The following is a 14,451-nucleotide window of genomic DNA, read 5'->3' as shown; positions in this document are numbered from 1 at the left end:
TAAACTAAAGGCTCGACGCCGCCGCCCAGCGCGAAGGGGTTAGCCCTGACACATTGATCATCTCCGCACTCCGTGAGCATCTGGCTGAGATGGAGGATGTGATGATTGCCGAAGAGCGGCTGGCGGATCTTGAAGCCGGTCGCTCGAAAACTGTGCCGCTGGATGAACTGGTGGTGCGATACTGCCGGTGACCGGCCTCTCTAAAGCGCGAAGCGGCAGGACTTCAAAGAAGCTCGCGACGTCATCCTCGGTCTTGTGTCGAGGATCTGCAACCCTTTGTTTTTATTGATGTAAGCAGATGCTCGGGACAGGCTCGAGCATGACGAAAAGAGGGGTCGAAAAAGGCCGGGCTTTCGCCCGACCCATCATCTCAATGCTCTTCATATTGCGAGAAGCTCGGGTCCGCCAGATCCGCAAAACGCGTGAATTCGGACTGGAAGGCGAGCTTGACGGTGCCTGTCGGTCCGTGGCGCTGCTTGGCGATGATGACGTCGGCCGTACCCTTGACCTTGTCGAACAGCTGTTCCCATTCGTTGTATTTGGGATCGTCCGGATCGCGCGGTTCAAGGTTTTTGACGTAATATTCTTCGCGGAACACGAACAGCACCACGTCGGCGTCCTGCTCGATCGAGCCGGATTCGCGCAGGTCGGAAAGCTGGGGGCGCTTGTCTTCGCGGCTTTCCACCTGACGCGACAGCTGCGACAGCGCGATGATGGGAACGTTGAGCTCCTTGCCGAGCGCCTTGAGGCCGGTGGTGATCTGCGTGATTTCCTGCACGCGGTTTTCGCCGGATTTGCCCGAACCGGTCATGAGCTGGATATAGTCGACCACCATGCAATCAAGGCCGCGCTGGCGCTTGAGGCGGCGGGCGCGGGCCGAGAGCTGGGCGATCGAGATGCCGCCGGTCTGGTCGATGAACAGCGGGATCTTCTGCATCATCTGCGAGCAGGCGACCAGCTTTTCAAAGTCGGCTTCGGTGATGTCGCCGCGTCGGATCTTGGAGGAGGAGACTTCCGTCTGCTCCGAGATGATGCGGGTGGCCAGCTGTTCGGCTGACATTTCCAGCGAGTAGAACGCGACGACGCCGCCATTGCGGGCTTTCAGCGAGCCGTCGGGCAGGACTTCCGGCTCATAGGACGCGGCGATGTTGTAAGCGATGTTGGTGGCGAGCGAGGTCTTGCCCATGCCGGGGCGTCCTGCGAGCACGATCAAGTCCGAACGCTGCAAGCCGCCCATGCGGCCGTCGAGCGAATGGATGCCGGTGGAAATGCCCGACAGGCTGCCGTCGCGCTCGAAAGCGGCGCCGGCCATGTCGATGGCCTGCGACACGGCGTCGGCGAAGGACTGGAAGCCGCCGTCGTAACGTCCGGTTTCGGCAAGTTCGAACAGGCGCCGCTCGGTGTCTTCGATCTGCGTCTGCGGGGGCATGTCCAGCGGCGCGTCATAGGCGATGTTGACCATGTCTTCGCCGATGGTGATCAGCGAGCGGCGCAGCGCGAGGTCGTAGATGGCGCGGCCGTAATCCTCGGCGTTGATGATGGTGACGGCGTTGGCGGCGAGCTGGGCGAGATATTGCGCCACCGTCATGTCGCCGACCTTGTCGTCGGCGGGCAGGAAGGTCTTGATGGTCACCGGATGGGCGGTCTTGCCCATACGGATGATGTCGGCGGCCACTTCATAGATGCGGCGATGCAGCGGCTCGTAGAAGTGAACCGGCTTCAGGAAGTCCGACACGCGGTAATAGGCGTCGTTGTTGACCAGGATAGCGCCCAGCAAAGCCTGTTCGGCCTCGAGATTGTTCGGCGCTTCCCGGTGATGGGGAACGGCTTCTGTATTGCTGATGGCGCTCAAGCGGCGCGCGGCGTCTTTCATCGTCATCTGCCTGTCATGAAAATATCGTCGGCCATCTATAGGCGTCAAACGCGTTGGGGAGTCGGCGGCTGCCGCTTTTTCCCGTTCTTTTGTCCGATGTCCACAGGCCGTCTGCGATGGTGGATAACTTTTATTTTCCCGGCCGGCGCGAAGACCGAATCGAAAAGGCCTGATCGAACATAGACCAGGCCTTTGAAACTCGAGAGAAGCACCTGTTTGAGGCGTTATTCAGCCGCCTCCTGCGGAAAACGGGCGACGCCATCGACTTGTCGCTCCTCGATCGCGCGTAGGCACGCTTCCGCTTCATGGATATAGTCCCGCGTCAGCGGCACGGCCTCTTGGTCATGCGCGATCTGAATCTGGAAGATCACCAGATTCTGCCAGCGGAAGGCGCTTTCCGAACCGGCGAGATAAAATTCCCACATCCGGCAGAAACGTTCGTCGTAGAGCGCCTTGGCTTCGTCGCGCCTGTTCATGAAGCGCTCGCGCCAGGCCTTCAGCGTTTCGGCGTAATGCAGGCGCAGGATCTCGATATCGGTGATTTTAAGCCCCGAGCGTTCGATCGCCGGCATCACCTCCGAAAGCGACGGGATATAGCCGCCGGGAAAGATGTATTTCTCGATGAAGGCGTTGGTTGTCGAGGGCCTGTCGGTGCGGCCGATCGTATGCAGCAGCATCACGCCGTCCTTTTTCAGCAATCTGGCGCATTGCTGGAAATACTGATCATAGAACGGGCGTCCGACATGTTCGAACATGCCGACCGACACCAACCGGTCGAATTGTTCGCGAACATGCCGGTAGTCTTCGAGTTCGAAACGGACACTGTCGCCGAAGCCGCCGATTTCGGCGCGTTTGCGCGCGAGCGCCAGTTGTTCGTCGGACAGAGTGACGCCCTTGACCGACGCGCCGAGATAGCGGGCGAGATACAACGCCATGCCGCCCCAGCCGCAGCCAATATCGAGCACCGAAAGCCCTGGACGACTCATCACCATCTTGGCGGCGATATGGCGTTTCTTGGCCAGCTGCGCCGCTTCGAGGTCGGTCTCCCGCGTTTCGAAATAGGCGCAGGAATATTGCCGATCCTTGTCGAGGAACAGATCATACAGCGCGCCTGTCAGATCGTAGTGATGCTGAACATTCTTGCGTGAGCGATGGGCGACGTTGAATTCCTTGAAATGGCGCAGCCTGTAGCGCAACGCGGCGATCGCCTTCATCCACGGACGCTGCTGGAATTCACCTTCTGGGTCGCCGGTGAACACCGCTTCGAGGAAGTCGTACATATCGCCCTTCAAAAGGTCGATCTCGCCTTCGGCGTAATAATGCCCGAAATAGAATTCGGGATTTGCGAGCACGCCGCGCTCGGCCCGGCGGCTATTGAAGCGGATATGCACGGCTTTGCCATGCTCGCCGCCGTACTGTCTTGTATGGCCGTTCGCATAGGTCACCGAAAGGTTGCCTCTGCGGACGATGGTTGAAATGAACCGATGCAGGAGAGCATGCAACATAACATCACCACGCGACTAAACTGAACTGCAGCCGGGGCCAAAATGATGCGCGACGGATGCAGCACCTTACGAAACGTTAATGTTTTCTTAGGCTATCAAAAAAATCGCGGTTATCAACAGAAAAAATGCCCGCTGAAAAGCAAAGGCTCTCAACGCCGAAAAAAACGCCAGTTCTGCTGAATTTCAACAAAAACGCCCCCGGAGAAACTCCGGAGGCGCATAAAGCGACGTGCAATCGGAAAAGTTTCCGAATGGCGATCAGATTTCGTCTTCGTCTTCGACAGAGTTCGGATCGAAGAAGTCTTCCGGACGCAGCGCGTCTTCGTCGACGCCGTAGATGGCTTCGGCGGAGGTGAGGTCTTCACCCTTGGCCTGGCGACCGGCTTCGTCAGCCGAGCGTGCGACGTTGAGTTCGATTTCGAGAACGACTTCCGCATGCAGGTGCAGGACCACCTTGTGCAGGCCAATGGCCTTGATCGGCGTGTTCAGGTCGACCTGGTTGCGGCCGATGTTGAAGCCTTCGGCGGCGAGCACGTCGACGATGTCGCGAGCAGCGACGGAGCCGTAGAGCTGGCCGGTTTCACCAGCGGAGCGAACCACGATGAAGGACTTGCCGGCGAGCTGGTCGGCGACCTTCTGGGCTTCCGAGCGGCGCTCGAGGTTGCGGGCTTCCAGCGTGGCGCGCTCGGCTTCGAAACGAGCCTTGTTGCCGGCGTTGGCGCGCAGCGCCTTGCCCATTGGCAGCAGGAAGTTACGGGCGTAGCCGTCGCGAACCTTTACGGTTTCGCCCATCTGGCCAAGCTTGTTGACGCGTTCGAGAAGAATGACTTGCATTGTCTTTGTCCTTTCAGAGTTAGGGTTTGGCGTCGTTTTCGGGTTTGGTCTGCGTCAGCGGAATGGCGCGACGCGGATTGGCGAGCCCGCCCGCAATGACCAGCAGAAAGCCGATCACGGGCAGGAAGAAAAAAGTGAGCAGGTAGACGAGCACAAGCCCGGGAAGTCCCCAGCTCTTGCCGCGCAGAAACGAGTGGATCACGGCGAAACCGGCGAGCAGGAAGCCGCCGGCGCAAGCGCCCGCGAGGCTCGAGCCGATCATGCCGATCATGCCGCCGGCGAACATCGCCACGACGCCCGCCAGAAAAACGACGATAGCGACGCGGTTCATGCGCAGGCTCATCGCCATGTCCTCGCGCGGACGAATATTGCGACCGGACGCGGACAGGAAACGCATAGCGAAGTAGAAGCCGGCAAACAGCGCGATCATCATCTGCAGCGCCTGCGCGAGCGGCCAGATCACCCGGATCATGGCGATCATCTCGTCGCGCGGCAGCGTGTCCATGTCCGCGCCGGCGCCGCTCATATCCGTCATCATCTGCTGCATCGCGTCGGCGAGCGCCGAATAGAGCGCTTCGATCTGCGGCGAGGCGAGCGTAGTGTAGACGGAAGCGATCGCGGTCAGCACCGCCCCCGCAAACAGCACGTCCGACAGCGGATACCAGGCCGTCGCCGTGTCTGGGCCGCCGATTTCGCTCGCTGGCCGCGCCGTGTTGGCGAGCTGGCTCATCACCACCGCCGGCACCAGCGGGGCGGCCGTCATCAGAAAGGCGAGCGGGGACGACAGAAGAAAGGCGTTGGCCAGCGCGGCCGTTCCGATCGCCACGATGCAGGAGAGAAGGCCGAAACCGAGGCCCGCCACGAAAATCGCCGCCAAGGACAAAAAGATCAGGATGATCGACAGCGCAGCGAAATACCCACCCGCAGCCATCAATGCGGCAGCGGCCAATCCGGCGATCACGCCGATCAGGATCGGGTTCTTGGGGTTCGTCATCAAATTCTCGCTGTCCTGCGCCAAAAAGCTCGCAGTTAGGGGAAGCGTTTCCGCGAAGTCCCCAACATGGGATTTAAAAATTCCGATCCGCGCCCATCGCGGAAGGGAAAGGGGAGGGCGAAACCGCCATCCCCCGGAGTCATGATGCAGAGTCTGGTGACGCTGCGTGTTACCCTTGAGTCAGCCGATCAGGCGACGACGTAGGGCAGCAGGCCCAGGAAGCGGGCGCGCTTGATGGCCTGAGCCAGTTCGCGCTGCTTCTTCTGGGAAACAGCCGTGATGCGCGAAGGAACGATCTTGCCACGCTCGGAAATGTAGCGCGACAGGAGCTTGACGTCCTTGTAGTCGATGCGCGGCGCATTGGCGCCCGAGAACGGGCAGGTCTTGCGACGACGATGGAACGGGCGGCGCGCCGGAGCGGAAGAAGTGTCAGCCATTACAGGATCTCCTTAAGATTCGCGCGGACGGAACGGACGGTCGCCATCGCGACGCGGCGGACGGTCGCCGTCTTCACGGCGCGGACGGAACGGACGGTCGCCATCTTCGCGGCGCGGACGGTCGTCGCGGTCGCGCTTCTGCATCATGGCGGAGGGGCCTTCCTCGTGAGCTTCGACCTTGACGGTCATGAAGCGGAGGATGTCTTCGTTGTAGCGCTCCTGGCGCTCGACTTCCTGCATCGCGGCAGCCGGGGCGTCCACGTCCATGATGACGTAGAAGGCCTTGCGGTTCTTCTTGATGCGGTAGGTCAGGCCCTTGAGGCCCCAGTTTTCAATGCGACCAACCTTGCCGCCGGCAGCTTCGATCACGCCCTTGTAGGTTTCGACGATGGCGTCGACCTGCGGAGCCGCGAGATCCTGGCGGGCAAGGAAAATGTGTTCATAGAGAGCCATGAAACTCTTTTGCCTTTCTTGCGTTTCATCAATCCCATCCGGTATGGCGCCAAGCCTCAACGACTGATCTTAGAATGCGAGGCGAGCCTCGCGGGCAAGAAAAGCGTCTTTACGGTTCACGGTCGAGAGCGGAGACACGGGAAGCCGGAACCCTCTGGCTCCAAGCGGTTTCATTCTCGAAACCGGCCTTCCGTACAGCCACCAGCCAATATGACCGGATGTTTGATGAAGCGGGCTTATACACGGAAAGCCGAGGATTGCAACTCCCACGCATAAATATGTCGCGTCAGCGCAGCACTCCGTCTGCGACAAGGCCCGTGAATGTGTCCCTGACATCCAGGGCAAACGGGAGTTCCGTGTTTGTGTGATGCCATGCATTTGGCGCCAGCCTATCCGGCCGGAGGTCCAGTCTTGAATTAAAGCCGCCGAACCAGTCCAATGCGCCTATGACATCGGTGATGTCCGAAAACGGTCGCGGCATGTCTATTACGGCGCTGACAGTTACTATCTTGCTTATTTTGGCCAGTTTTCGGCAGAGCGAGGCGTCGGCATCCCTTATGGAGTAGAGCGCCTCCGACAAAACGAGATTGCCTTTCGAATGCCCGGTTAGCACTGTGAATCGCAGTTTGGGATGGGCGAGCATGGCCGCTACCGTGCGGGTATCGTGACTTTTCCGAGCGGTCTGCTCGGCCAGGATGCTGATCGTCGGCTGATGGCTTTTCGCTAAGGCGTCCAGCGGTTCGAACATGTGCCTGAGGCCGTTCAACTGGCCAAAAAGGAAATAGCCGCCCAGCGCTTCCGTCATCAGGTCGGCCAATCCGTAGCCGGACACGACGGCCGCGGCCGGACGTCCAAGCGCATCGGCGACGTTGCGGGCAAATGCTGCCGATCCAAGTGCAGAACTGCCGACGCCGGCAATAGCGATGATATCGACGTCCGAGCCGCCCTGCGCGATGAAATCATCGATGGAGGTACAAAGACGGAGCTCGCTTTGCCCCGTTGGCGGAACAATCAAGATCGTTCCTTCGCGCGCATCGGATGGCCCGATTTTCGATGTTTCGGCAGCGGATATCACTTTTACGTCGTAGAACAGCCCGTCGAGCGCACTGTTTCTTCTGCGCCAATTCTCAAGATAGATTTGGCGCGGTGTCGCTTCAACGCGATCTGATAAAGCAGCTACTGTCCTTGCTGCTTGATTGAGCCCGACTTTATATGCGCTTTCAAGCATGTCGACGCCCTCATCTCAAGAGAGTAAGATGAGAGAATATTGCACGTAATTATTGCAAGTAGAAGTATAATTATCAGCCGTCCTCAAATGCGGCCTATCCCGGTTTAGAGGCAGCCGGCTGCCGCGTCATAGGCGTAAATCGTCCGGCCGCGAAAATAGTCTGCAACGGGCGTCCAGCTGGCGAGCAAGTTGGGCGTTTCGCTCACGCAAACCAAAGGCTTGCGGGTGAGATACAGAACCTTTTGCGATGGATCGAAGTCCATGGATCGCCCGTAATGGTCTACCGGCGGCGGATAGGGAAACGTCTGTTCATAATAGTTTTCCGGAAAACCTTCCGGCGCCCGCGCTTTGAGCGTCAGTTTCGCGTCGCGCAGCGTATGGAACAGATCGGCAAGCATGTCCCTGTTGTCGGAGACGATCACCGTCAGGCCTGCGCCGCGCGTCAGCTCTTCCGCCCTGAGGCTGACCTCGGAACGGCCTGTGTTGCGCTTGACCAGGCTGAAAGGGATCGTATCGGGGAAGGCGGGCAGGATCGGGAATGCCAGCGCGACCGCGCCCGTCAGCGCCAGCGATAGCGTCAATCCGCGCGGCCAGAGCCGGGCCAGCAGCATGACCGAGACGATGACGCCCGCCGCATAGGCGGAGGCCGCCCAATTGGCCTCTGCCTTGGCGAGCAGCGCCTGCAGCGTGATCAGACCCGTCACCGGTAAAGACAGCCAGAGCAGGATGCGCTCTTGCGGCTCTGACTGGCCACGGATCGCCCGGTAGCCGGCATAGAGCAGTGCGGTGAACAGCACCGGTCCCATCACGCCGAATTGCGCGACAAAGAATTCCAGCGCCTTCAGCGGCTTGAGCGCCATCTGGTCCCATTTGGCGATGTCCTCGGTGTGTTTCACCGTCGCGCCGCCATGGGTGAGGTTCCAGAGGAGATTCGGTGCGGCGACGAGGGCTGCGACGACCACCGAGATCATGAAATCGCGGATGGCGATCCGCGCCTGCGGGATGAGAAGAAGCGCCAGCGCGCCGCCGGGCAACAGGAAAAGCAACGCGTATTTGGACAGGAAGGCGCAGCCGACGCCGATGCCCATGACGAGGGCGAGGCCTGCCGACCGTTTTTCGATGAGGCCGAGATAGGCCCACAGCGCCAGCGCGATGAAGAAGATCAGCGGCACATCGGTCGAGAACATATAGGCCGACAGGGAGACCGCAGGGATGGCGATATAGCTTGCACCGACCCAGGCGGCGTTCTCGATCGATGTCACCCGCCGCGCCGCCGCCATCAGCATCATCGCATTGGCGGCATGCATCAGCGGCCCGCACAATCTTATCCAGAAGATGTCGCTCGAGCCGGCCGCGCCGGTGACTGCGGCAATGATCCAGGCGATCATCGGCGGCTTGGAGTAATAGCCGAAATCGAGATGCTGCGACCAAAGCCAGTATTGCGCTTCGTCGACGAAAAGGTCGGTGCGGTCAAAAGCCAGCCAGACGATCCGCCAGATGGTCACAGCGATAATGAAAACAAGGCTGGCGCGAAGGGTCATGAGCATACCGTTGGGATCGATCGAGCGCTGGATTACCGGAAAGTCGGCCTGCTCACAACTGGCTCCCGCACAATGATCAGCGAGAAGAAATTTCGGACTGAAACTGCTACTGGCGTCGTATACGTTTGTTGTGCTGATGCTTCGGCCGAAAGCATGTCGCCCGAAAGTGGTCACCGGTTTGAGGACCACGACATGCGATAAACCAAACAGATAAAGCGTAAGGAGCGGATCTGAAAGATCGCGACGCGCGTTAGACGAAAAAGGATGCTCCCATGCCGCACACTCTCCGTTCCGCACTGACGCTGGTCGCCTTTGTCGCGGTCGTTCTCGGCGTCGGGATTTATATCGGCGTGACCAATCCGCCAGGGGATTGGTATGCGAACCTGCGCAAGCCGGTCTTCAATCCGCCCAACTGGGTCTTCGCGCCGGCGTGGACGGTTCTCTACATCCTCATAGCCATTGCCGGCTGGCGCGTGTTCGAGCGTGACCGGAACGGCCCGGCCCTGAAGCTCTGGGTGGCGCAGATGGCGCTCAACTGGGCCTGGTCGCCCGCCTGGTTCGGCCTGCATTGGCGCTGGGGATCAGTGGCGATCATCGCTGTGTTGTGGCTGACTATACTGGGCTTCATTGCCCTGAACCGCCGCGACGATCGCATTTCCGCGCTGTTGTTTGCGCCTTATCTGGCCTGGGTGAGCTTCGCCGCGATTCTCAATGTTTCACTGGTCGCCATGAACCCTTGAGAGGCGAAAGGCTTGCGCGAAGCGCTCCACGGTGAGCACGCTTTGCTGTTCAAGCAGGGGTCGGACGCGGCTGAGATTGCCAAGCATGAAGACGCCGAGGCTGGTAACCAGCTAACGCCGTCGATGCGCCCACAGATCTAAAAGCCCGCGCGCCATGAACAGCGCTATCAGTTGCGTCATCCAGGCCCAGATTTACGGGACGAATTGTCCCGCCGATGGCCTGACAAATCAAAAAACCGTGAAGGTTGTCGGACGGTAAGTTGATCCTCAGCGGATGTTCAGCACATAATCGCCGTTGTCCAACACGAAGGAATAGCTTGGCGCAGCGTCCTGAAGAACGCCGCTTGTGAAGCTTATAGTAATCGCGTCGTCGCTGCCGCGCGCACGGATGGTCAAGGCGCCGTCGGAGGCCGTGATTTCCAGTTGATCCGGCGTCAGCGCATCCGCCATTGCCTGGCCATAGCCCGAAGCGGTAAAGCGGATATCGAGCGGGCCGTTTGAGGTCACGGTGTCCTTGCCGTCGCCGGTGGCGAAGCTGAGTTCCGCTGGTCTTGCGCCCTTGCTCGTGATTGAAATCGTATCGTCGCCCGCGCCGCCGGCCGCAAAGATCCGTTCGCCGACGAGTTGGATCGTGTCATTGCCGGCCCCGCCTGTGAGGTTGAGGATGGCGCGGCCGCTCACCTTGAGGACATCGTCGCCCGCATTGCCATCGACGCCATCGACAATTTCGCCAGCCATGGTGATCGCGTCATCGCCTTCACCGCCGTCGATTTCAGCCAGATAGCGTGCGGTCAGATTGAGCGTGTCGGCCCCATCGCCCGCTTGCAGCGCCGCGAGGCTGCCTGCCTTGAGATTTATCGTGTCATCGCCGCCGCCGAGATCGACGTTGAAGGCCGAGATCGCTTTCATGTTGATCTCGTCGGCCTCATCTGTGCCCTGGGCATCCAGTATATAGCCGCCGGTTTGATTGATTGCGCTCTGCTGCTGCTCGCCGCCATGCTGCATGGTCCAGATCAGCGAAATGATCTTGTTGATGGCCTGGTCGCGGTGGGTCAAGCCTTCGCTGTTGTCAGACGATGCATCCCAACTGGCCGGCTGTGGCCCGGTTTTGTCAGCCGGAGTGGACTGCGTCCGCCCGAACAATTGCTCGACATAGGACCGCGCGTCCGACAGCGCGTAGGAGGCGTTGAAACCGATCATGCAACTATCCTGGCGCGCGGTTGAAGAGGGGTTTTCGCCAGCCTAGCGGAAGAGTCCTTAGAAAGCCGTTAAATGCGAAACTGTGGGCGCTATTCTGGTTTCGATCCGCGCGCCCACGTTTTCGGTTTTTATTCCGTGAGACGCGTCCCCTCGCTGCCGGAGGATCCGCCATAGGGAGATATCTTCCAATTCGCGGAATTGATCAGCATCTGGTTGACGACCATGGAGATCTTTTCAGTGGCGTTGGTGGTGGAATTGTAAGTCACGTTTCGGTTGGGCAGATAGATGATGCCTTCGAGATGTTCGCCATTGGAGCCGTTGAAGATATACTGGGTCTTGTTGGCGTTGTTGGCGGCGTTCGAGGTCTTTTCGAACATCAGCACGCCCTTATAGGTTCCGTTGGTGGGCGCCGACGCCGTGAATGTCAGGCCGCCATTGGCGCGAATCTCGCTGTTCACGTCAGGAAAATAGAAGGTCACGCCCGTCGCATTCACCGTCGCGCCGGAATTGATGATCATCCGCCCCTTGATGATATGCAGACCCGGCTTGAAGGTGATGGTCGGGCTGCCGTTGAAGCCGGTGTCGCAATGAACGCCCGGCTCCAGGGTGACCGTATTGCTGTTGAAATAGCCGCTGGTCGTGCAGGTCGAGGACACAGTGGGTTCGACGAACGCGTTGACGTAAGGATCCGATTGCGCATCGCAGCCGGTCTTGAGGTTCGACAGAGTGCCGCCGTTCTTGATGTAATTCGTGCCCTTGACGCAGAATTCGGCGAGGCTGATCGTCGAGCCGCTGTTCATGATGAAAGCCGGATTGGCAGTCGAGCGTACATGCATCTTGCATTCGCTCGAGGTGACATTGGCGCCGGAATTGACGAGCACATCCTGACCAGAACTGCCGAGCACGGTGATGCAGGGACCGGATTGTAACGCTGCGGCGCTGGATCTGACCGTCAGATTGAGCGCTCTTACCCCGATCACGCTCATGAATGTCGTCTTGTAGGACCTGGTGAAGGTCGCAGTCAGCGAATTGTCAGAGTTGGTGTTGACAGCGAGCTGCGTCGAATAGTCGATTGTCTCCGGGTCAATCGGTTGTCCATCCGGGGCAAGCCTCGATTCACCCACGAAATTGGCGTCGATATATTTTTCGACCACGCTGCGACGGGATATATCATCGTCCTCAACCACCGCCGCGAGCACGCCGGCGTCCAGCGAGGATTGCATGAACTGCCGCTCATACGAGGCCATGCTGTAGTCGATCGCCGCGCCGGCGCTCGTCAGAATGACGGGCATGGTCAGCGCGGCGACCAATGCGATATTGCCTCCGGTATTGACCAGAAAGGCCCGGACTGCCCCGAATGCTGGTAAATGTTTCATGCCGCAGATCCCAGATGAAAAGCTCAACTGTCTCTTAGCAGAACACATTTAAAGATCAGCTTTATCAGATCGTTAAAGCAAATCTAAAATTAGATCCTTCTCAGATCGGCATCGGATAGCGCCTGATGACGGCGGCGATTTCCTGTCGAACGTCGTTCGAAAGGTCGAGGTCTGCCGCCGACAGGTTGATCTTCAATTGCTCCATCGTGGTCGCCCCGATGATCACCGATGTCATGAACGGTTTTGTCAGGCACCAGGCCAGCGCCATGGCCGACGGGTCGAGCCCATGGCGGCGGGCGATGTCGACATAGGCGGCGACAGCCGGCTCCTGCAGCGGTTGGAAACGTCCGCCGAGATCGCCATTGATGGCGGCGCGGCTGCCGGCCGGCTTCTGGCCGTTGAGATATTTGCCGCTCAGAAGGCCCGCAGCGAGCGGCGAGTAAGACAACAGCCCGACCTTTTCGTGATGCGACAGTTCCGCATAGTCGAGATCATGGGCGCGATAGAGGAGGTTGTATTCGTTCTGCACCGAGGCCATGCGGGGGAGGTCGCGCTTCTCGGCGAGATCGAGGAATTGCATGGTTCCCCAGGCCGTTTCGTTGGAAAGCCCGACCGCGCGGATCTTGCCGGCCTTGACGGCTTCATCGAGCGTTTCAAGGCATTCCAGCATATTGTCGAGAATCTCGGCCTTGGGCGGCTGCTTTTCCGGGTGGTAATTCCAGATCTGGCGGAAATGATAATGGCCGCGATTTGGCCAGTGCAACTGATAGAGATCGATGTAATCGGTTTTGAGGCGTTTCAGCGATTGGGCAAGCGCGTCCTCTATTTCCTTGCGGTTGATCGCCGCGCCGCCGCGAATATAGGGACGGCCGGGTCCGGAGATCTTGGTGGCCACGACGATCTTGTCGCGATTTGCCCGCGCCTTCATCCATTCGCCGATGATGGATTCGGTGGCGCCCTGCGTTTCAGCCGACAGCGGCGTGACGGGATAGAGTTCTGCGGTGTCGAAGAAGTTGACGCCGGCCTCGACCGCGTAATCCATCTGTTCGAACCCGTCGGCCTGGTCGTTCTGGTCGCCGCCCCAGGTCATGGTGCCCAGGCAGATCTCGGACACGGTGATGCCGGTCCGGCCAAGAGTATTGAATTTCATGGAAATGGCTCCGATGTGGAAATCCGGGGCAATGTAGGCCGATTTTGTTGCGCTGCAAGATGCGCAAGCCGGAGAATTTGGCTGGAAAAGCCGGAGCTTCCGGTGGCGCCAAGCTTGACAGGCTGCAACATTGTGTGAATTGGAAGACGAAAACCATAGAGGGAGACACCCAATGGCGATCGCATTCACCTTTCCTGGCCAAGGCAGCCAGGCTGTCGGCATGGGCAAGGATCTCGCCGACGCGTTTCCGGAAGCCCGCGCCGTGTTCGATGAAGTCGACGAGGCGCTCGGCGAAAAGCTGACATCCACGATGTGGGACGGCCCCGAAGACAGACTGACGCTGACGGCGAATGCCCAGCCGGCGCTGATGGCCGTGTCGCTCGCCGCCATCCGCGTGCTCGAAGCGCGCGGCCTCGACCTTAAGAGCAAGGTTGCCTATGTCGCCGGCCATTCGCTCGGCGAATATTCGGCGCTCGCCGCAGCCGGCGCCTTCTCGATCGGCGACGCAGCGCGTCTCTTGCGGATTCGCGGCAACGCCATGCAGGCGGCTGTGCCGTCGGGCAAAGGCGCCATGGCCGCGATCATCGGACTGGAACAGGCTGATGTCGAGGCTGTCTGCGCTGACGCCTCGCAGGTTGACGGCGGCTGCCAGATCGCCAATGACAATGGCGGCGGCCAGTTGGTGATTTCGGGCGAGAAGGGCGCGGTCGATCGCGCTTGCGCGCTGGCGACCGCCAAGGGCGCCAAGCGTGCGATCCTGCTGCCGGTGTCGGCGCCGTTCCATTCGTCGCTGATGTCGCCGGCCGCCGACGCCATGGCGGAAGCGCTGGCGCAGGTGACGATCAACAGCCCCATCGTTCCGGTGATCGCCAATGTCGCGGTCGCGCCGGTGACCGATCCGGCCGAAATCGCCGCGCTTCTCGTCAAGCAGGTGACCGGCCAGGTCCGTTGGCGCGAAACGGTGGAATGGTTCGCAGCCAATGGCGTGACCACGCTTTACGAAATTGGCGCCGGCAAGGTGCTGACCGGATTGGCTCGCCGTATCGACAAGAATATCGCCGGCGTGGTCGTCAATGGTCCGCAGGATATCGAAGCCGCCCTTTCAGCCCTCAACGGCTGA

The 14,451-nt window shown here is 59.8% G+C and carries 14 protein-coding genes; 3 read left to right on the top strand and 11 right to left on the bottom strand.

Going from position 1 to position 14,451, the window contains the following annotated elements:
* The first annotated feature begins 53 nt into the window (after window positions 1–53).
* Window positions 54–191, top strand: coding sequence for a hypothetical protein (locus tag M2360_RS11070; RefSeq protein ID WP_280775180.1), 138 nt, complete (start codon window positions 54–56; stop codon window positions 189–191).
* A gap of 179 nt (window positions 192–370) precedes the next feature.
* Here the strand turns inward: M2360_RS11070 and M2360_RS11065 are convergent, their stop codons facing one another.
* The 8 genes from M2360_RS11065 to M2360_RS11030 all read right to left on the bottom strand — a co-directional run bounded on the left by M2360_RS11065 (window position 371) and on the right by M2360_RS11030 (window position 8,865).
* Window positions 371–1,873 carry a replicative DNA helicase gene (locus M2360_RS11065; protein WP_280775245.1) on the bottom strand — a complete coding sequence of 501 codons (1,503 nt, stop codon included), beginning with the start codon at window positions 1,871–1,873 and terminating at the stop codon, window positions 371–373.
* Between the two features lie 224 nt (window positions 1,874–2,097).
* Window positions 2,098–3,375 (bottom strand): cyclopropane-fatty-acyl-phospholipid synthase family protein, encoded by a 1,278-nt coding sequence (locus tag M2360_RS11060; RefSeq protein ID WP_280775244.1) that lies wholly within the window; start codon window positions 3,373–3,375, stop codon window positions 2,098–2,100.
* 261 nt (window positions 3,376–3,636) lie between these two features.
* Window positions 3,637–4,212 carry a 50S ribosomal protein L9 gene (gene rplI, locus M2360_RS11055; protein ID WP_280775179.1) on the bottom strand — a complete coding sequence of 192 codons (576 nt, stop codon included), beginning with the start codon at window positions 4,210–4,212 and terminating at the stop codon, window positions 3,637–3,639.
* Window positions 4,213–4,231: 19 nt separating this feature from the next.
* Complete coding sequence (locus tag M2360_RS11050; protein WP_280775178.1) at window positions 4,232–5,206, bottom strand: DUF2232 domain-containing protein; 975 nt, start codon at window positions 5,204–5,206, stop codon at window positions 4,232–4,234.
* A gap of 188 nt (window positions 5,207–5,394) precedes the next feature.
* A complete protein-coding gene (gene rpsR / locus M2360_RS11045) occupies window positions 5,395–5,643 on the bottom strand; it encodes a 30S ribosomal protein S18 (RefSeq protein ID WP_137154006.1) in 249 nt (82 codons plus the stop codon).
* A gap of 12 nt (window positions 5,644–5,655) precedes the next feature.
* Window positions 5,656–6,096 carry a 30S ribosomal protein S6 gene (rpsF, locus tag M2360_RS11040; RefSeq protein ID WP_280775177.1) on the bottom strand — a complete coding sequence of 147 codons (441 nt, stop codon included), beginning with the start codon at window positions 6,094–6,096 and terminating at the stop codon, window positions 5,656–5,658.
* Window positions 6,097–6,382: 286 nt separating this feature from the next.
* A complete protein-coding gene (locus tag M2360_RS11035) occupies window positions 6,383–7,324 on the bottom strand; it encodes a hypothetical protein (RefSeq protein WP_280775176.1) in 942 nt (313 codons plus the stop codon).
* Between the two features lie 104 nt (window positions 7,325–7,428).
* The gene (locus M2360_RS11030; RefSeq protein WP_280775175.1) at window positions 7,429–8,865 is read right to left on the bottom strand and encodes a glycosyltransferase family 39 protein; all 1,437 of its coding nucleotides are present in this window, start codon (window positions 8,863–8,865) and stop codon (window positions 7,429–7,431) included.
* Window positions 8,866–9,137: 272 nt separating this feature from the next.
* Here M2360_RS11030 and M2360_RS11025 point away from each other — a divergent pair, with 272 nt between their 5' ends.
* A complete protein-coding gene (locus M2360_RS11025) occupies window positions 9,138–9,605 on the top strand; it encodes a tryptophan-rich sensory protein (protein ID WP_280775174.1) in 468 nt (155 codons plus the stop codon).
* A 267-nt stretch (window positions 9,606–9,872) separates the two neighbouring features.
* On the opposite strand, the gene M2360_RS11020 is transcribed toward M2360_RS11025, so the two are convergent.
* The 3 genes from M2360_RS11020 to M2360_RS11010 form a co-directional block, all read right to left on the bottom strand.
* Window positions 9,873–10,805 (bottom strand): hypothetical protein, encoded by a 933-nt coding sequence (locus M2360_RS11020; protein WP_280775173.1) that lies wholly within the window; start codon window positions 10,803–10,805, stop codon window positions 9,873–9,875.
* Between the two features lie 128 nt (window positions 10,806–10,933).
* Window positions 10,934–12,181 (bottom strand): pilus assembly protein, encoded by a 1,248-nt coding sequence (locus tag M2360_RS11015; RefSeq protein ID WP_280775172.1) that lies wholly within the window; start codon window positions 12,179–12,181, stop codon window positions 10,934–10,936.
* 100 nt (window positions 12,182–12,281) lie between these two features.
* Entirely contained in the window at window positions 12,282–13,331 is a 1,050-nt protein-coding gene (locus M2360_RS11010; protein WP_280775171.1) for an aldo/keto reductase, read from the bottom strand.
* A gap of 172 nt (window positions 13,332–13,503) precedes the next feature.
* Here M2360_RS11010 and fabD point away from each other — a divergent pair, with 172 nt between their 5' ends.
* Window positions 13,504–14,451: an ACP S-malonyltransferase gene (gene fabD / locus M2360_RS11005; RefSeq protein ID WP_280775170.1), complete on the top strand. Its 948-nt coding sequence runs from the start codon at window positions 13,504–13,506 to the stop codon at window positions 14,449–14,451.

It is taken from the genome of Rhizobium sp. SG_E_25_P2 (assembly GCF_029892285.1).
GTDB lineage: Bacteria > Pseudomonadota > Alphaproteobacteria > Rhizobiales > Rhizobiaceae > Rhizobium_E.
Note: the sequence above shows the minus strand (reverse complement) of the source record. Positions and strands in the feature narration are given on the sequence as shown.

Bases quoted from the DNA above. Each gene is read 5' to 3' on its own strand.
- M2360_RS11050 (WP_280775178.1), bottom strand. From the start codon at position 5,206: ATGACGAACCCCAAGAACCCGATCCTGATCGGCGTGATCGCCGGATTG.
- M2360_RS11015 (WP_280775172.1), bottom strand. From the start codon at position 12,181: ATGAAACATTTACCAGCATTCGGGGCAGTCCGGGCCTTTCTGGTCAAT.
- M2360_RS11030 (WP_280775175.1), bottom strand. From the start codon at position 8,865: ATGACCCTTCGCGCCAGCCTTGTTTTCATTATCGCTGTGACCATCTGG.
- M2360_RS11025 (WP_280775174.1), top strand. From the start codon at position 9,138: ATGCCGCACACTCTCCGTTCCGCACTGACGCTGGTCGCCTTTGTCGCG.
- rpsF (WP_280775177.1), bottom strand. From the start codon at position 6,096: ATGGCTCTCTATGAACACATTTTCCTTGCCCGCCAGGATCTCGCGGCT.
- M2360_RS11010 (WP_280775171.1), bottom strand. From the start codon at position 13,331: ATGAAATTCAATACTCTTGGCCGGACCGGCATCACCGTGTCCGAGATC.
- rplI (WP_280775179.1), bottom strand. From the start codon at position 4,212: ATGCAAGTCATTCTTCTCGAACGCGTCAACAAGCTTGGCCAGATGGGC.
- M2360_RS11035 (WP_280775176.1), bottom strand. From the start codon at position 7,324: ATGCTTGAAAGCGCATATAAAGTCGGGCTCAATCAAGCAGCAAGGACA.
- fabD (WP_280775170.1), top strand. From the start codon at position 13,504: ATGGCGATCGCATTCACCTTTCCTGGCCAAGGCAGCCAGGCTGTCGGC.
- M2360_RS11065 (WP_280775245.1), bottom strand. From the start codon at position 1,873: ATGAAAGACGCCGCGCGCCGCTTGAGCGCCATCAGCAATACAGAAGCC.
- rpsR (WP_137154006.1), bottom strand. From the start codon at position 5,643: ATGGCTGACACTTCTTCCGCTCCGGCGCGCCGCCCGTTCCATCGTCGT.
- M2360_RS11020 (WP_280775173.1), bottom strand. From the start codon at position 10,805: ATGATCGGTTTCAACGCCTCCTACGCGCTGTCGGACGCGCGGTCCTAT.